Genomic DNA, 17,063 nt, shown 5'->3' with positions numbered 1-17,063 from the left:
GCATCGAATTTTAAAAATATTTTGCACTCCATTTTAAGCTTGTGTGAGTGCAAAATATTTTAGAAAAAAGTGCAAAAACGTTTTCCGCTCTACATATGCATACGATTTTTACTGGCCTGATCGAGCATTTGCATGCTTTTGCCCGGGAAGTTCAGCTGACGGAGCAGGAGTGGGAGAAAGGCATTGAATTTCTTACCCAGGTTGGAAAATATTGCAGCCCCGAACGCCAGGAGTTTATTTTGCTTTCCGATGTGCTGGGATTATCTTCTCTGGTCATTGCGCAAAATAATCGCAAACCCGCCGGATGCACGGAATCCACCGTATTTGGACCTTTTCATGTTGCGGAAGCCCCACTGCTTGAACCGGGAGACGATTTTTCACAGGGTGCACCGGGCACGCCGTGGTTTGTAACAGGCAAAGTAACCGGGATCGGCGGGGAAACCGTTGCCAATGCAACGATTGATATATGGCATGCCGACGGCGAGGGTCAATACGATGTGCAGGCAGCGGATATTCACGGACTTCGATGCCGCGGCGTCATGAAAGCGGATTCACAGGGAAATTTCTTTTTTAGAACCGTTGTCCCTGAGGCTTACGAGATCCCCAGCGACGGCCCGGTTGGCAGCCTGCTCGCCGCCCAGGGGAGAGCCGCGTGGCGCCCGGCGCATCTGCACTTCATGATCAATGCCGAGGGATACCAGCGTTTAATTACGCATGTCTTCAATAAAGAGGATGAATACCTCAATTCGGACAGCGTATTTGGCGTAAGAGCCTCATTGATTGCCGACTGGGTTAAACACGCGCCGGGCATTGCGCCTGACGGGACATTTTGCCCGCAATCATTCTGCACCCTGGACTTCAATTTCGTCCTGAACCCGATCAGCTAAAGCGGCAACCCCACCCCGCAGATTGTAGTTTCATCCAAGGAATATTTGATGAGCAACCGTGCAAACATACCCGATCTCACTTCAGACTTACCCCGCTGGCTGGCTTACATCGACAGCCTTCATTCACAGGTCATTGATATGGGCCTGGACAGAATCAAGGACGTGGCCGCCAAACTGAATGTCTTACAGCCTGCGCCTTTTGTCTTTTTGGTTGGCGGGACCAACGGGAAAGGCACCACCTGCCATACCCTCGAGAAAGTGCTGATGCTGTCAGGGCACAAAGTGGGCGTCTTCAGCTCACCCCACATGATTCATTATAAAGAGACCGTGCGTATTCAGGGCCAGGAACTGTCGGATGCCGCCCATATTGCTGCCTTTGTTGAAATTGAAAAAGCACGCGAAGCCACCACGCTCACGCCTTTCGAGTTCAATACGCTAGGCGCGTTTTGCCTGATGAAATGGGCTCAGGTTGATGTCGCAATCATTGAGGTCGGCATGGGCGGCCGGGATGATGCAACCAACATTCTCACACCTGATGTTTCTGTGATTACCAACGTGGCACTGGATCATGAAGACTGGCTGGGGAAAGGCACCGAAGCCATCGGCGAAATCAAAGCGGGCATCTTCCGCCCCGGTCGTCCGGCGGTGATTGGGCAAATTCAGGCTCCGGCGTCATTGCTCCGTTATGCGGCACAGATTGGCGCAATTACCCATCAACGCGGGACCAACTGGCAAGTAACAGACCGTGGAGAGGCATGGGCGTTTAGCGATAGCTTCGGCGAAATAGCGCCGCTGAGTCAGCCTAAAATGCCTCGGGATAACGTGGCTACCGCCGTCGCGGCCCTACGCGTCAGCGGGCTTAAATTTGATCTTACCGCGTTGGACGAAGTCATAGATAAGGCCAATTTGCCAGGGCGTTTTCAAGTCATTAACCATCAACCGACGGTGATTTTAGATGTGGCCCATAATCCGCACGCCGCGGCATATTTAGCGGAAAGATTGCGCAGCTTCCCCAAAAAGGGGAGGTACTTTTTTGTGGTCGGCATGCTTATTAATAAAGATATCAACGGCACTCTTGAACAGTTAAAAGACCTCAACGGCGAGTGGTATTGCTGCGGTATTCAGGCTGGCCCCAGAAGCTCTAAAGCTGAAGATATTGCTCAGTATTTACCGCAGGCAAAAAGCTTCCCGGATATTTTATCCGGCTGGGAGGCGGCCAAAGATGACGCCACTGCCGACGATGTAATTGTCGTCTGCGGCTCATTCTATTCTGTTGCGCCAGTATTAAACGAGCTCAATCTTGCCAGCGAAAATAATCAGGGAATACACTAGCTTTCAGCGGGATATTAATTACACCTAAAAAAACAGCCACCTTTAAAGGTGGCTGCATTCTTATAGTTCTCAGTTTTATTTCAGCTCAAATTCACCCTGCTGTACGCGGGCGGAATCGAGGCCGATAAACACGTTGAACTTGCCCGGCTCCGCATCGTACTTCATCTTCGCGTTCCAGAACTTCAGGGCGCTGATGTCGATTGGGAAGCTGACCGTCTGGCTTTCACCCGCTTTCAGCGCCACTTTCTTAAAGCCTTTCAGCTCTTTCACCGGGCGGCTCATGGAAGCAGTCACGTCCTGAAGGTACATCTGCACCACGGTTTCCCCTGCGCGATCGCCGGTGTTGGTGACGGTGACGGAGGCTTCAACTTTGCCGTCGCGCTTCATGCCTGGGGCGGAAAGCTTCACGTCACCCACTTTGAAGGTAGTGTAGCTCAGCCCGTAGCCAAACGGATACAGCGGCCCGTTGGCTTCATCGAAGTAGCGGGAGGTGTATTTGTTTGGTTTTTCAGGATTGTACGGGCGGCCGGTATTCAGGTGGCTGTAGTACGTCGGAATTTGCCCTACGGAGCGCGGGAAGGACATCGGCAGTTTGCCGGACGGATTGTAGTCGCCGAACAGAATGTCAGCGACGGCGTTACCGCCTTCGGTACCGCCGTACCAGGCTTCCAGCAGCGCGTCCGCCTGCTGATCTTCTTTCACCAGCGCCAGAGGACGGCCGTTCATCAACACCAGCACCAGCGGTTTACCCGTAGCCTTCAGCGCAGCAATCAGGTCACGCTGGCTTTGCGGCAGCGTCAGGTTGGTGCGGCTGGACGCTTCGTGCGCCATGCCCTGGGCTTCACCGACCACCGCCACCACCACGTCGGCGTTTTTCGCCGTATTCACCGCTTCGTCGATCATCGCTTTCGGGGTGCGTGGGTCAACGGTGACTGCCGGTTCGTACTGGTTCAGGAACGCAACAATGTCTTTTTCATCCGTCACGTTCGCGCCTTTGGCAAACACCACTTTGCCCTGCTGGCCCACGGCATTTTTGATGCCCTCCAGCGGGGTGACGGACTGCGCGGCCACGCCTGCGGCAGACCAACTGCCCATCGCGTCACGCTTGCTGTCCGCCAGGGGACCAATCACCGCAATGGTGGAGGTCTTTTTCAGCGGCAGAGTCTGCAGGCGGTTTTTCAGCAGCACCATGCTTTCACGCGCCACTTCACGCGCTTCTTTGCGGTGCAGACGGCTTTCGGCGTTAGTGTCTACCGGGTCAGAGTCTTTCGGCCCGAGGTGGCTGTACGGATCGTTGAACAGCCCCATGTCGTATTTCACGTTCAGCACGTGACGGGTGGCGTCATCCAGCTCTTTCATCGGCACTGCGCCGCTTTTCACCAGCTCCGGCAGGTACTTGCTGTAGTACTCGTCGCTCATGCTCATATTGATGCCGGAGTTGAGCGCAATACGTACCGCGTCTTTCGGGTCACTGGCCACGCCGTGTTTGATAAGCTCTTTAATCGCGCCGTGATCGGAGATGGTGATGCCTTTGAATTTCCACTCGTCACGCAGCAAATCTTTCAGCAGCCAGCTGTCCGCGGAGGCCGGCGTACCGTTCAGGGAGTTCAGCGCCACCATTACGCCGCCGCTGCCCGCGTCCAGCGCGGCTTTGTAAGGCGGCATGTAGTCGTTGAACAGGCGCTGTGGGCTCATGTCTACGGTGTTGTACTCTTTCCCGCCTTCGACCGCGCCATACGCGGCGAAGTGTTTCACGCTGGTCATCACCGAGTAGCGATCCGCCGGGCTTTTGCCCTGCATCGCTTCCACCATGGTGCGCCCCATAATGGAGGTCAGATAAGTATCTTCCCCAAAGCCCTCGGACACGCGGCCCCAGCGCGGATCGCGCGAGACGTCGACCATCGGCGCCCAGGTCATGTTAAGGCCATCATCGGCGGCTTCATAGGCGGAAATACGCCCCACGGTTTTGACCGCATCAAGGTTGAAAGAGGACGCCAGGCCGAGGCTTATCGGGAAAACGGTGCGCTGGCCGTGAACCACATCGTAGGCAAAGAAGAGAGGAATTTTCAGGCGGCTGAGCTGCATCACCTGGTCCTGCATGGTGCGGATATCCTGGCGGGTGACCGTGTTGAAAATGGCCCCCACCTGCCCGGCTTTGATCATTTCACGGATAGCTTCTTTCGGGTTATCCGGGCCGACGCTTATCAACCGTAGCTGACCGATTTTTTCATCGGTAGTCATTTTTTTCAGCAGGTCGGTGACGTAGGCATCACGCGCTTCCGGCGTTAAAGGGTGCGGGCCAAACATTTCGTCGGCCAGCGCAGGCTGCAGCGCCAGGCTTACGGCAATCCCTACAGAACAGAGCCATTTCATCGGATTCACTCTCACAAGCTTTTGTTAAGGCGTGCAGTTTGCCACATCGCCACCACGGTAAGAAGAGCGTAGCAAAGCCTGGCTGCTGATTTCGCGGAGATTTCCTCGTTACGCTCACGTTTTTCGGCGCTATGCTTAACGGCAAGCTTTTTGATGCCACCACAAGGAGTGGATCCATGTCTGTTTTGATGACTTCTGATAATAAAACGCTGATAAACGAACTCTCTCGCCACGTTGGCTCGCACCATGTTTTAACCGATCCAGCCAAAACGGCTCGCTACCGCAAAGGCTTCCGCTCCGGCCAGGGGGAAGCGCTGGCCGTGGTGTTCCCCGGCTCTCTGCTGGAGCTGTGGCGCGTATTAAGCGCCTGCGTCGAGGCGGATAAAATCATTATTATGCAGGCCGCCAACACCGGCCTGACCGAAGGCTCTACGCCAAGCGGCAGCGACTACGATCGCGATATTGTGATCATCAGCACGCTGCGCCTCGACAAGCTGCATCTGCTGGATAAGGGCGAGCAGGTGTTGGCCTACCCGGGTACCACGCTTTACTCTCTGGAAAAAGCGCTGAAGCCGCTCGGGCGCGAGCCGCATTCGGTGATTGGCTCATCCTGTATTGGCGCTTCGGTCATTGGCGGGATTTGCAATAACTCCGGCGGGTCGCTGGTGCAGCGCGGTCCGGCATACACCGAGATGTCGCTTTTCGCGCGTATTGATGAAAGCGGCAAGCTGCAGTTGGTAAACCATCTGGGGATTAACCTCGGCACCACGCCGGAACAAATTCTCGGCGCACTCGACGATGAGCGCGTGAAAGACGGCGACGTGCAGCACGATGGCCGCCACGCTCACGACCACGATTATGTCACCCGCGTGCGCGACGTTGAGGCCGACACGCCTGCGCGCTACAACGCTGACCCGGACCGCCTGTTTGAATCTTCAGGCTGCGCGGGCAAGCTGGCGGTCTTCGCCGTCCGCCTCGACACCTTCCCGGCGGAAAAACGCCAGCAGGTGTTTTACATCGGCACCAACCAGCCCAATGTACTCACCGAGATTCGTCGCCATATTCTGGCCAACTTCGAAAATCTGCCGGTCGCCGGGGAGTATATGCACCGCGATATTTACGACATCGCGGAGAAGTACGGCAAAGACACGTTCCTGATGATTGACAAGCTTGGCACCGACAAAATGCCGTTCTTTTTCACCATGAAGGGACGCACCGACGCGATGCTCGATAAAGTGTCGCTGTTTAAGCCGCACTTTACCGACCGTTTTATGCAGAAACTCGGCGGCGTCTTCCCGGCGCACCTGCCGGAGCGCATGAAAACCTGGCGGGATAAATATCCTCACCACCTGCTGCTGAAAATGGCCGGGGACGGGATCGATGAGGCCAAAGCGTGGCTGAGCGAATATTTTAAAACCGCCGAAGGTGACTTCTTCGTTTGTACTGCGGATGAAGGCAGCAAAGCCTTCCTGCATCGCTTTGCCGCCGCCGGGGCCGCCATTCGCTACCACGCTGTGCATGCGGATGAGGTGGAAGATATTCTGGCGCTGGATATCGCGCTGCGCCGCAACGACGAAGACTGGTTCGAAGAGCTGCCGCCGGAGATCGGCGATAAGCTGATCCATCGCCTCTATTACGGCCATTTTATGTGCCATGTCTTCCACCAGGATTACATCGTCAAAAAAGGCGTGGACGTGCACGAGCTGAAAGGGCAGATGCTGGCGCTGTTGCACGAACGCGGAGCGCAGTACCCCGCCGAGCATAACGTCGGCCATCTCTACAAAGCACCGGAAACGCTGAAGCAGTTCTACAAGGCCAACGACCCGACCAACAGCATGAACCCAGGAATTGGCAAAACGACCCGGCGTAAAGGCTGGGCTGAGGACCACAGCGAGCAGGAGCACGGCTGACGGAGATAAGTTTCTCCTATGACGGGCAAACTATGTTTCACGCTTTTTTGGGCATAGATTAATAAAGCAGGGTGAAGGCTATCTTCACCCTTTTTCTGCCCAAGGAGTGAAAGATGTCCGCAGTAGAAACGTTGCCTTTCCCTGCCGTATTCATCAGGGAAGCCACCCCCGACGATATCCCCGCTATGACAACGATTTATGCTTGGCACGTGCTGCACGGCAAAGGATCGTTTGAAGAGATCCCGCCTGATGGAAAACAGATGACCGAGCGGCTGGCGGCGGTTCGCGCTCATGGCCTGCCGTGGCTGGTCGCGGTGATTGATAATCAAGTGGTGGGCTACTGCTACGCTACGGTGTACCGCCCTCGCCCCGGCTACCGCTACACGGTAGAAGATTCGGTGTATATCGACGCTGCTATGACCGGACGCGGCATTGGAAAAGCCCTGTTGAGCCAGCTCATCGTACTGTGTGAAAAAGGGCCGTGGCGGCAAATGATTGCGGTGATTGGCGACGGGGAAAATAATACCGGATCGTGCAAATTACACAGTCAGCACGGGTTTGAAACCGTCGGATGTTTGCGAAGCGTTGGCTTTAAACTGGGTGACTGGCGGGACACACTCATGATGCAGCGCCCCCTCAACGGTGGAGACGGGACGCTGCCGGACTGATTACTCTTCTTCCGAACCTGCGGCGGTGTTGTTCGCCATTTGCGCCGCTTTAGAGCGCTTGTAGCTTAACGCTGCCGCCGGAACCGGGGTCACTTTGCCGGTTTCCATCCAGTTTCGCAGGCGGTTAGCATCCGCGAAGTGGGTGTATTTCCCGAACGCGTCCAGCACCACCAGCGCCACAGGGCGGCCGTTGATGACCGTGCGCATTACAAGGCAGTGGCCCGCGTTATTGGTAAAACCGGTCTTCGTCAGCTGGATATTCCAGTTTTCGCGATACACCAGATGGTTGGTGTTGCGGAACGGCAGCGTGTAAGCCGGGTTGCGGAAGGTGGCCATATCTTCATGCGTGGTGCTGAGCTGGCCCAGCAGCGGGTATTTCTGCGTCGCCACCAGCAGTTTGGTCAGGTCGCTCGCGGTTGAGACGTTTTCAATCGACAGGCCGGTCGGCTCCACATAGCGGGTGTGGGTCATGCCTAGGGACTTCGCCTTCGCATTCATCGCACGAATAAACGCGTCGTAGCCACCAGGATAGTGGTGCGCCAGGCTTGCCGCCGCGCGGTTTTCTGACGACATCAGCGCCAGCAGCATCATGTTTTTGCGGCTGATTTCGCTGTTCAGGCGAACGCGAGAGTAAACGCCCTTCATTTCAGGCGTGTGGCTGATGTCCACTTTCAGCATTTCATCCATCGGCAGATGGGCGTCCAGCACCACCATCGCGGTCATCAGTTTGGTGATGGAGGCAATAGGACGAACCAGATCCGGATGGCTGGAATAGAGAATCTTGTTGGTTTGCAGATCGACAATCATGGCGCTGCCGGAGGCAATCTCCTGACCGGCGCTGGCCGCGTGGGTGGCGACCTTACTGGCCTCTGCCTGCGGGGCAAAAGGCACAGTCATCATCAGCGCAAGGCTGAACAACGATAAACGGATTTTTGTCGGCATGGTGACACTTCTGTAATGATTCCGGAAAAGTAGAGGCTCACCGCTAAGCGTCATCGGGATGACATAAACATGCGGGGCGCCGGAATCATACTCCGCCGCCCCGCTTGACTGCCAGTTAAGAATCGTAACGTTATATCAAAACTTTCTGTTAATTCGCCCCGTCAGAACAAACGGTAGCCATAACCCCACAGAATCACCGCGACGGCCAGCAACACTTCCAGTACCAGCACGCCAATGGCCAGGGTTGAGCTGGAAAAACTCATCCCCTCTTCTTTGTCGATACCGAGGAAGTCCGGCACGCCGACGTAGAGCAGATAGCCGGTGTAGACCAGCGCCAGAGCGCCCACCGCCACGCACAGCCAGACCAGCGGATAAAGCGCCACAATCCCACTTAAGAACAGCGGCGTGGCCACGTAGCCTGCGAAGACCATACAGCGGGCAAGCGACGGACGCTGCGGATAGTTACGCGCCATCCACCAGATAACCCGCCCCATCACCGCGACGCCGCCAAGCATCAGGGCGTAGAAAAGAATGCCCAGATACAGGCCGGTAAACATAGAGAGCTGAACGTAAGTGCCGTCCCCGAAGTTCCAGCCAATTTGCGTGGTGCCGATAAACGCGCAGATGACGGGAATGGCCGCCATCAACAGCACATGGTGAGTGTAGTGATGCGAGACGGACTCGTTCTCGCGCTTAATTTCCTGCATTTCCCGATTAGGATGGGAAAACAATCCCCAGACATGGCTCATACAACCTCCGGACCTGCGGCGCAAATGCTTGCGATACTCCAAGTATAATTCACCTTCAGGTTATTATTTAACCAGGTGAAAAATATCTCCGATTCTGTACAGGCCTGGCGGCGATGAGTTGTATGCTTTAGGAAAGATTTCATACCCTAAATAATTCGAGTTGCAGAAGACGGGTATACATGGAGGAGAGTCCAGCTTAATGGATATCAATGGCTTAATAGAACAGTATGGCTACGCCGCGCTGATTATCGGCAGTATGGCAGAGGGGGAAACCATTACCCTGTTAGGCGGCGTGGCCGCGCATCAGGGGCTTTTAACCTTCCCGCTGGTGGTGCTGTCTGTCGCGCTCGGCGGTATGATTGGCGATCAGGTGCTGTTCCTGGTCGGCAGGCACTTCGGCAGCGCCCTGCTGGCTCGCTTTAAGAAGCATCAAAAGAAAGTGGCCAAGGCTCAGGCGCTGATCAACCGCCACCCGTATTTGTTTGTGATTGGCAGCCGCTTTATGTACGGGTTTCGCATCGTCGGGCCGATTATCATCGGCGCCAGCAAGCTGCCGCCAAAGCTGTTTATTCCGCTGAATATCTGTGGAGCCATTTTGTGGGCCACGCTGTTTACGACGCTTGGCTATCTTGGCGGCGAAGTCGTCGGCCCGTGGCTGCACAGCCTGGATGCGCACCTGCGCCACTGGATTTGGCTTATTGTTGCCGTGGTGCTGGTCGTGGCCGTCCGCTTGTGGTTTAAGCACCGGCAAAAAGAGGATTAATCCTCGGCTGCGGGCAGCAACGCCAGCCACGCCCGCAGCAGCAGAAGCGTCTCTTCGCCGCTGCCATCGCGCTGGGCTTTAACTATCGCGCCGTCAATCACCAGCGCCAGCATTTCTGCCTGCTGCCTGCCACCTGCATTATCGGGCAAATAACCGGCCAGACATTCCACCATCGCCTGCTTGTGAGCGCGGGCAATCGGCAGCGTGTCCGGCAGCGCCTCGGCCATTTCTACCGCCGAATTAATAAACGCACAGCCGCGAAACGCCTCATCGTCAAACCAGTTTTGCAAGGTAGCCATTAACGCTTCCGCCAGCCCTTTCCCTTCGCCGGTTTGCGCTTCCAGCATGCGGCTAAACCACACCATCCAGCGCTGATGGCGATAATCCAGAAAAGCACGGATCAGGTCGTCTTTGGCCGGAAAATGCCGGTAGAAGGTCACTTTGGTGACGCTGGCTTCTTTGATGATTCTGTCTATGCCGGTGGCACGAATGCCGTCACGGTAAAACAAATCGTGCGCGGTGTGCAGAATACGATCGCGGGCGCCGGGGGTCGCAGCAGTAGGCATGATTTCTCCTGTTAAAAATCTATCATGACGCATGTAGACAAATCTGTCTACTCAGGCTAGCTTAGAGAAGTAGACAGACCTGTCTACACATTCACAGGAGCAGACCATGACAGTAAAACCCCCGGTTCCCCCATTTACGCTCAAGACGGCAAAACAAAAAGTTCGCCTGGCGGAAGACGCCTGGAACAGCCGCGATCCCGAACGCGTCTCGCAAGTTTACGCCCTGAATACCCACTGGCGTAACCGGGCTGAGTTTGTTGATGGCCGCGAAGCCGTCGTCGGCTTTTTAACCCGAAAGTGGCAGCGTGAGCTGGACTACCGGCTGATCAAAGAGATCTGGGCGCACGACGGGAACCGTATTGCGGTACGCTTCGCCTATGAATGGCACGATGATTCCGGCAACTGGTTTCGCAGCTTCGGCAACGAAAACTGGGAGTTTGACGAGCAGGGCCTGATGATTAACCGCCACGCCTGTATCAACGACACGCCGATCAAAGAGAGCGAGCGAGCCTTCTTCTGGCCGCTGGGCCGCCGCCCGGACGATCATCCTGAGCTGAGTCATTTCGGTTTTTAACGGTTTTGCCGTCGGAGCCGGTTTTCTTTCCGGCGGCGTCGCGTCTAAAATTCCTGCTGGCCAATGATGGCCACATAAACGCGGAGGATTTATGACGCAAAATATCTATGACGATCCGGCCTTTTTTGCCAGTTATGCCACGCTGGACCGCTCTGTAAAAGGTCTGGACGGCGCGCCTGAATGGGCAAAAGTTCAGGCGATGCTGCCGCCGCTGGCTGGCAAGCAGGTGCTGGATTTAGGCTGCGGCTACGGCTGGTTTTGCCGCTACGCAAGAGAAGCAGGTGCGGCAAAAACGGTCGGGCTGGATGTATCGACGCGCATGCTCGCCAAAGCCCGTGAAATGACCGAAGGTCCAGGCATCGACTACCGCCAGGAAGATCTTTCCACTCTGCAACTGCCAGCGAACAGTATCGATCTGGCCTACAGCTCTCTGGCGCTTCATTACCTGGATGACATTCGCCCGCTGTTTGCCACGCTTGAACAGGCCCTGGTGCCGGGAGGCAAGCTGGTCTTTACCGCCGAGCACCCGATCTACACCGCGCCCGCAACGCAGACGTGGCTGCAGGATCAGACCGGGCAACGCAGCTGGCCGGTGAATCATTATCAGCAGGAAGGTGAGCGCCTCAGTAACTGGTTTGCCGAAGGCGTGAAGAAACAGCATCGCAAGCTGGCCACCTGGATTAACGCCCTGATTGAAAGCGGCTTTGTGATTGAAAAGCTCGACGAATGGGGCCCGGAGGCCGAACAAATTGCCCTCAACCCCGCACTAGCAGAAGAGGCCGAACGGCCAATGATCTTCCTGCTCGCAGCAGCTAAACCCCAGCGTTAAATCTAAGTAGCATTCTTTTTCTCAATTATTCCGTCTACGGGGAGGCAACTCCCCCGTCCACTGATCCTTGCCTATACTCAACAAGAGCCAACCAAAAGGTAAGGAGCGCTAATGAAAATTATTTTATGGGCCATTCTGATTATCTTTCTCATCGGGCTGCTGGTGGTGACCGGCGTATTCAAAATGATCTTTTAAAAACGCCTGGCGCCACGTTTATGTGGCGCCTTTCGCTCTCAATCCGATCGGCTACTGTAGTTTACCGGCACCCAGCGCCAGGCTTTGCCTTCTTCTTTTACATAACCAATCCCCGGGAAAGCAATGTGCGCCGCCGCAACCCAGTCGCCTTCCTGAGCCGCCAGTTTTAACACCTTCTCACGCGTGGCAACCGCCTGCTGCTGGTTAACATCGAAATGAATCGCCACTTCCGGATCGGGCATCTGCACCGCTTTAGCATGAATAATATCGCCCCACATCAGCATATTTTGGCCGCCCCGGCTAACGCGATAAATCACGCTGCCCGGCGTGTGCCCTGCGGCAGGAATGGCTTCTATGCCAGGCAGAATTTCTGCCGGAGCATGAAAAGTGGTGAGCTTACCGGCGTCAATCACCGGGCGCAGCGAACGTTCAGATTCAGCAAAGGTATGCCGCTGCCCAGGCTCAACGTCGCTGAGGTGAGCGGGGTTGAGCCAGAAATCGACATCTTTCTGTTCCACGCGAACCGTCGCGTTGGGGAAAGCGGGCTTGCTACGATATTCCACCCCGCCGGAATGATCGGCATGAATATGAGTTAGCAGCACCAGAGAAATATCTTCAGGGGCAATACCTGCCGCCCGTAGATTCTCCAGCAGGTGCCCACCGGCAGAGCCAAATAATTCCCCGGCGCCTGTATCAACCAGAATCAATTCGCGCCCCGTATTGATAACAAAGGCATTGATCGACGTTTCTGCGGCGGGCGTCATTGCGTCCGCCGCCATACGCTGGCGCAGTTTCTGCGGCGTAATGTGCGTCAGCAATTTATCCAGCGGTACCACTACGGTGCCGTCCGACACCGCCGTAATTTGCCAGTCCCCCAGCATCATGCGGTAATATCCAGGCGATTGCTGCTGAGTTATAGCCTGCGGCGTGGCCAGGACAGAAACGGATATTGTGCCGCCTAAAAGCGTTAGCAGCATGAGCAAAGTTTTCATTTTATTCTCCAGGCAGGTGTTCAACTTGCCGCCAGTATCCCGTCGGGCGTATCATCACGCCAATTGATTGGAGAAATAATGACTATCAAAGAAAATGATTTCCGCAAAATCGATCTCAACCTGCTGATCGCTTTTGCCGTGCTGTTCCGCGAGCAAAGCGTCTCGCTGGCGGCCGACAAACTGCACCTCGGGCAGCCTGCGGTCAGCGGCGCGCTGGCAAGATTGCGGGATATGTTCGACGACCCGCTGTTTATTCGCAGCGGCCACCGCATGCAGCCTACCGCGCGCGCAAGTGAACTGCACACCGAGCTGATGCCTCTGCTGGAGCAGCTGCAAAGCGCGCTTTTCCAGCAGGCTGAGTTTTGCCCGGCCAGCGCCAAAGCGACCGTGACCATCGGCATGACCGATTGGGTGGAAATGTGGCTGATGCCAAAACTCATCCCCGCGCTGAAGCAGGACGCACCGGGGATGCGCATTAACGTTGTCGCCAGCGACCCGTTTACCGACGCCCAAAGGCTGGAAGGCGGCGAGCTGGATATGGCGATCAGCGTGGCGAACCAAAGCGCCCGCTGGCTGGAGCGTGAAGTATTGACCAGCATGAATTTTATGACGCTCTGGCACCCGCAGCACATTGAGGCCAGCGTCCCGCTGTCGCTGGAAGAGTATGTCGCCCACCAGCACGTGCTGGTCAGCTATCGCGAAGCCAACAGCAGCCAGATAGACACTCTCCTGGCGAAACTCGGGCAAACGCGCCACATTAGCTACACAACACCGCATTTTGCGGCACTACCGGGTCTGCTGATGCAGATGCCGACACTGGCTACCGTCCCGGCAGGACTGTCAGCCGGCTGGCAGAAAACCTGGGGTTTGACCGCAAGCCCGGTTCCGGTTGACGTTCCGCCGTTTGAGGTCGCTTTATTGTGGCATCAGCGCCATAACAGCGACGCCGCGCTGATGTGGCTGCGCGGGTTTATTCAGCGGCTGGTGAATGTGGTTTAACGGTGCAGAAAAGAAAGAGGGAAATGTGTTTTCCCTCTTTAGACTGATGGCAAACTGACTTTATTTCCGCGGCTTAGCGCTTCAGGCTACCGCCGTGAGTGGCAATCACCTCTTTATACCAGTGGAAGCTTTTCTTTCTTGAACGTTCCAGCGTCCCGTTCCCCTGATCATCGCGGTCAACGTAGATAAACCCGTAGCGCTTCGACAGTTCGGCTTTCGACGCACTAACCAGATCGATTGGCCCCCAACTGGTGTAGCCCATTACGTCTACGCCGTCCTCAATCGCCTCGCCCACCTGCACCAGATGATCGTTCAGGTAGCTGATGCGATAATCGTCGTTAATCGTGCCGTCAGCTTCAGGCTTATCTTTCGCTCCCAGGCCGTTTTCGACAATAAACAGCGGTTTCTGGTAGCGATCCCACAGCATATTGAGCAGGATGCGCATGCCGGTTGGGTCAATTTGCCAGCCCCACTCAGAACTTGGCAGATGCGGGTTTGGCACCATGCTGAGAATATTACTGCGCAGCTTCGCATTAAGCTGTTCATCTGCCGTCACGCAGCCGGTCATGTAACGATGTTGTCCCGACAGACTCGCAGCCATCATCATTGACGATCAAAATACGCATGGGGCGCTCGGCGGCAAAAGCGGAGCCCGCAATGAGTGTGAGCACCAGCCCGGCGATGATATTCTTTTTCATGTTCACTCCTTATTTATGACGGAATTAAAATAAATTAAACCGATATTCAACGCGTACGCTTCCCCCCACGCCTTTCGCGCGACGGAAAATATGATTTTTTTCATCAAGAGAAGGCATTCTGGCAGGTGTTAACTTCCAGCTATAACTCGGGCCAAAGCCAGCAAAGACATTCAGGCCTTTAACCTGCGGACTATGCCAGAGAAAATAGCCCCCGTACTCCCACTCTTTTAAATCCACGCCTTTATATTGCATGCCAAAACCGTAATTGCCGTATATGCCAACCAGTAATTCAGGCAAGATCTGATACTGGCTGTATAAATACAACATTTGTTCGCCGTCGTTGATGTAGTCATTACCTTCGCCATCGGCTTTGCTATTAAAGGCACCTCGTGTGTTTTTACCAAAGTGCCAATAAAAGTGGCCTAAACCGTTATCTAAAGGCGCCCGAGTGTGCGACCAGCCGAGGCCGGATTCCGCTCGCCCGTATTGATAGCCGACAAGGGCAAAAAGGTGCTGTGCTGTGCGGCTGAATCCTCGAGCCCCCTCCCAATCGCTGAGGCCACGGGCGTAGTAGTACGTGCCTCTTGCCAGGAGATTAAAATCTTTGCCAAGCGGCACCACGGTATTCGCTTCAAGCCCGTGGCGGAGAAGATAGCTATCACTCTCGGCGGCAATGTAGCTAATTTTACTGCCCTTTGCCGGTGACCAGCTCAGTTCACTGGTCGCAATGTAGTCAATTTGCATATTTGTTTTTAAGGTTCGGAATCGGCGTTTTTCCGGTTCATCGCGCTCAGAAAAGCGGTTCACGACGGCGGCCTTTGCGCCAAAGTCATCCCACGTAAATTCGGCGCTAACGCCTTCCCAGGTACTGGGGGCGGCTCGGCTGCGGGTAACGTTTAACGCGCCGAATTTATAGAGCTGACGCCAGCCGCCCCAAAGATTGAGATGCCGCCCGGCATCCCCCCATCGTGCTTTGGCGTACAGTTGCCCAAGTTTATTGAAGCCCTGTGCTTTGCCGTTTTTGTCCCTCAATAAGTCCCTGCCGTAGAAGGCATCGTTAGCGTACAGCTTCGCTACGCCATACCACGAGGCATCAACCCCCACGTGATCCCACAGCCAGCCGCTTTGCCAGTCCAGATGCAACGCCTGAGCCCAGGCATTTTGATCACCAATGCCCTGATCCGCCATTGCGTCGGTGGTATTCAGCATCCAGACATTTTTTAAGGTGGCATCGAGATGGCTGTCTGTTAGCAGGCCGCCATCAGAGTGAGAATAGCTGGCCAAAGCTTCGGGCATACCTCCCAGAGCAAATAGCAGCATCATGCCACCGGTTATTTTCGTGCGTGAGTACATGATAAACGTCCCTTGTTTTAATAAAAAAAAGCAAAAAAAAACCTAAATTCATTTCCCGGAAACCGGAGAATGAATTTAGGTTTTGCCTGTTAGACAGTAACAATCCTTTGGAATAATTTACGCAGCTATGATGTCATCATGCTGAAACCAGCTCCAGCACAAAATAAAAGAAAGATAAAAATTTGTGAACCGCATTCAGGAAAGAATGAAAGAAAAGAAATTCTTTAACAGAAAATGCCCGTTAATTAAAAGTTTAATTAACGGGTTTTAAGAAAACTATTTTAACGCACCAATAACATTAGCAATTTCACTGGACGTTTTTAATGTACGAATAACGGTAAACAGTTCCGTTGCTTCAACGTATTCTTTACGCAAATAACCAAGCCACTGTTTAATCCTTGCTACGTGATACAGCCCGGTATCACCCTGTTTTTCGAGACGGCTGTATTTTTGCAACAGCGTAACGACATCAGCCCACGGCATCCTCGCTTCATTGTATTTGATGACCCGGCTCAGGTTCGGCACATTCAGCGCCCCACGCCCAATCATCACCGAATCACATCCCGTAGTGGCCAGGCAATCCTGCGCGCTTTGCCAGTCCCAGATTTCGCCGTTAGCGATGACCGGGATCGACAGCCGCTGGCGAATTTCCCCGATAGCGCCCCAGTTGATCAGTTCGGCTTTATAGCCATCTTCTTTAGTGCGTCCGTGAACCACCAGCTCTGTCGCCCCCGCCTGCTGCACGGCATCAGCAATTTCAAACTGACGTGCACCGCTGTCCCAGCCGAGGCGAATCTTTACCGTGACAGGCAAATGCGCGGGCACAGCCTCACGCATAGCTTTCGCGCCGCGATAAATGAGTTCGGGATCTTTGAGCAAAGTCGCACCGCCGCCGCTGCCGTTGACCAGCTTTGACGGGCAGCCGCAGTTTAAGTCCACGCCCCAGGAACCGAGTTCGACCGCGCGAGCTGCGTTCTCAGCCAGCCACTGCGGGTATTGCCCAAGAAGCTGGACGCGAACCAGCGTACCGGATGGCGTGCGGCTGGCATGATCGAGTTCGGGGCAAAGTTTGAGGAAAGATTTAACCGGCAACAGCTGATCAACCACGCGAAGAAATTCGGTGATACAGAGATCGTAGTCGTTAACCTCGGTAAGAAGTTCGCGGACTAAAGAGTCGAGAACCCCTTCCATCGGGGCAAGAAGAACACGCATGACGCATCCGATAATATGTAT

Annotated in this window: 17 protein-coding genes and 1 pseudogene; 9 read left to right on the top strand and 9 right to left on the bottom strand. The window is 54.9% G+C overall.

The window, feature by feature from the left end:
* Nucleotides 1–47 precede the first annotated feature (47 nt).
* Nucleotides 48–887: a dioxygenase family protein gene (locus B9Y90_RS11135; protein ID WP_085541257.1), complete on the top strand. Its 840-nt coding sequence runs from the start codon at nucleotides 48–50 to the stop codon at nucleotides 885–887.
* 48 nt (nucleotides 888–935) lie between these two features.
* Nucleotides 936–2,219, top strand: coding sequence for a bifunctional tetrahydrofolate synthase/dihydrofolate synthase (gene folC, locus B9Y90_RS11130; RefSeq protein WP_085541256.1), 1,284 nt, complete (start codon nucleotides 936–938; stop codon nucleotides 2,217–2,219).
* Nucleotides 2,220–2,294: 75 nt separating this feature from the next.
* On the opposite strand, the gene bglX is transcribed toward folC, so the two are convergent.
* On the bottom strand, nucleotides 2,295–4,592 hold the full coding sequence (gene bglX, locus B9Y90_RS11125; protein ID WP_085541255.1) for a beta-glucosidase BglX: 2,298 nt from the start codon (nucleotides 4,590–4,592) through the stop codon (nucleotides 2,295–2,297).
* A 176-nt stretch (nucleotides 4,593–4,768) separates the two neighbouring features.
* Here bglX and dld point away from each other — a divergent pair, with 176 nt between their 5' ends.
* Nucleotides 4,769–6,502 carry a D-lactate dehydrogenase gene (dld, locus tag B9Y90_RS11120; RefSeq protein ID WP_085541254.1) on the top strand — a complete coding sequence of 578 codons (1,734 nt, stop codon included), beginning with the start codon at nucleotides 4,769–4,771 and terminating at the stop codon, nucleotides 6,500–6,502.
* A 113-nt stretch (nucleotides 6,503–6,615) separates the two neighbouring features.
* Nucleotides 6,616–7,170 carry a GNAT family N-acetyltransferase gene (locus B9Y90_RS11115; protein WP_085541253.1) on the top strand — a complete coding sequence of 185 codons (555 nt, stop codon included), beginning with the start codon at nucleotides 6,616–6,618 and terminating at the stop codon, nucleotides 7,168–7,170.
* Here B9Y90_RS11115 and pbpG read toward each other — a convergent pair whose 3' ends face one another.
* Entirely contained in the window at nucleotides 7,171–8,112 is a 942-nt protein-coding gene (gene pbpG, locus B9Y90_RS11110) for a D-alanyl-D-alanine endopeptidase (RefSeq protein ID WP_085541252.1), read from the bottom strand.
* Between the two features lie 161 nt (nucleotides 8,113–8,273).
* Complete coding sequence (locus B9Y90_RS11105) at nucleotides 8,274–8,861, bottom strand: Yip1 family protein (protein ID WP_008456316.1); 588 nt, start codon at nucleotides 8,859–8,861, stop codon at nucleotides 8,274–8,276.
* Nucleotides 8,862–9,060: 199 nt separating this feature from the next.
* Here B9Y90_RS11105 and B9Y90_RS11100 point away from each other — a divergent pair, with 199 nt between their 5' ends.
* A complete protein-coding gene (locus B9Y90_RS11100) occupies nucleotides 9,061–9,624 on the top strand; it encodes a DedA family protein (RefSeq protein WP_085541251.1) in 564 nt (187 codons plus the stop codon).
* On the opposite strand, the gene B9Y90_RS11095 is transcribed toward B9Y90_RS11100, so the two are convergent.
* On the bottom strand, nucleotides 9,621–10,190 hold the full coding sequence (locus B9Y90_RS11095) for a TetR/AcrR family transcriptional regulator (protein ID WP_085541250.1): 570 nt from the start codon (nucleotides 10,188–10,190) through the stop codon (nucleotides 9,621–9,623). The genes B9Y90_RS11100 and B9Y90_RS11095 overlap by 4 nt on opposite strands.
* Nucleotides 10,191–10,296: 106 nt before the next feature.
* Here B9Y90_RS11095 and B9Y90_RS11090 point away from each other — a divergent pair, with 106 nt between their 5' ends.
* The 3 genes from B9Y90_RS11090 to yohP all read left to right on the top strand — a co-directional run bounded on the left by B9Y90_RS11090 (nucleotide 10,297) and on the right by yohP (nucleotide 11,788).
* The gene (locus B9Y90_RS11090) at nucleotides 10,297–10,764 is read left to right on the top strand and encodes a nuclear transport factor 2 family protein (protein ID WP_085541249.1); all 468 of its coding nucleotides are present in this window, start codon (nucleotides 10,297–10,299) and stop codon (nucleotides 10,762–10,764) included.
* A gap of 91 nt (nucleotides 10,765–10,855) precedes the next feature.
* Entirely contained in the window at nucleotides 10,856–11,593 is a 738-nt protein-coding gene (locus B9Y90_RS11085; protein WP_085541248.1) for a class I SAM-dependent methyltransferase, read from the top strand.
* A 111-nt stretch (nucleotides 11,594–11,704) separates the two neighbouring features.
* Nucleotides 11,705–11,788: a small membrane protein YohP gene (gene yohP, locus B9Y90_RS11080; RefSeq protein WP_008456306.1), complete on the top strand. Its 84-nt coding sequence runs from the start codon at nucleotides 11,705–11,707 to the stop codon at nucleotides 11,786–11,788.
* Between the two features lie 38 nt (nucleotides 11,789–11,826).
* Here the strand turns inward: yohP and B9Y90_RS11075 are convergent, their stop codons facing one another.
* Complete coding sequence (locus B9Y90_RS11075; protein WP_085541247.1) at nucleotides 11,827–12,780, bottom strand: MBL fold metallo-hydrolase; 954 nt, start codon at nucleotides 12,778–12,780, stop codon at nucleotides 11,827–11,829.
* A 78-nt stretch (nucleotides 12,781–12,858) separates the two neighbouring features.
* On the opposite strand from B9Y90_RS11075, the gene B9Y90_RS11070 reads away from it, so the two are divergent.
* Nucleotides 12,859–13,779 carry a LysR family transcriptional regulator gene (locus B9Y90_RS11070; protein WP_085541246.1) on the top strand — a complete coding sequence of 307 codons (921 nt, stop codon included), beginning with the start codon at nucleotides 12,859–12,861 and terminating at the stop codon, nucleotides 13,777–13,779.
* Nucleotides 13,780–13,852: 73 nt separating this feature from the next.
* On the opposite strand, the pseudogene B9Y90_RS11065 reads toward B9Y90_RS11070, so the two are convergent.
* The 4 genes and pseudogenes from B9Y90_RS11065 to dusC all read right to left on the bottom strand — a co-directional run.
* Nucleotides 13,853–14,350: pseudogene (locus B9Y90_RS11065) on the bottom strand (family 1 glycosylhydrolase); the annotation flags it as partial.
* Nucleotides 14,322–14,477: a hypothetical protein gene (locus tag B9Y90_RS26440; RefSeq protein WP_176227861.1), complete on the bottom strand. Its 156-nt coding sequence runs from the start codon at nucleotides 14,475–14,477 to the stop codon at nucleotides 14,322–14,324. The gene B9Y90_RS26440 and the pseudogene B9Y90_RS11065, both read right to left, overlap by 29 nt.
* A 24-nt stretch (nucleotides 14,478–14,501) precedes the next feature.
* Nucleotides 14,502–15,830, bottom strand: coding sequence for an OprD family outer membrane porin (locus tag B9Y90_RS11060; protein ID WP_085541245.1), 1,329 nt, complete (start codon nucleotides 15,828–15,830; stop codon nucleotides 14,502–14,504).
* A gap of 276 nt (nucleotides 15,831–16,106) precedes the next feature.
* Complete coding sequence (gene dusC, locus B9Y90_RS11055) at nucleotides 16,107–17,042, bottom strand: tRNA dihydrouridine(16) synthase DusC (RefSeq protein ID WP_039291305.1); 936 nt, start codon at nucleotides 17,040–17,042, stop codon at nucleotides 16,107–16,109.
* Nucleotides 17,043–17,063: the final 21 nt, after the last annotated feature.

The sequence above is a fragment of the Cedecea sp. NFIX57 genome, from assembly GCF_900177785.1.
In the GTDB taxonomy this organism is placed as follows: domain Bacteria; phylum Pseudomonadota; class Gammaproteobacteria; order Enterobacterales; family Enterobacteriaceae; genus Cedecea; species Cedecea neteri_C.
Note: the sequence above shows the minus strand (reverse complement) of the source record. Positions and strands in the feature narration are given on the sequence as shown.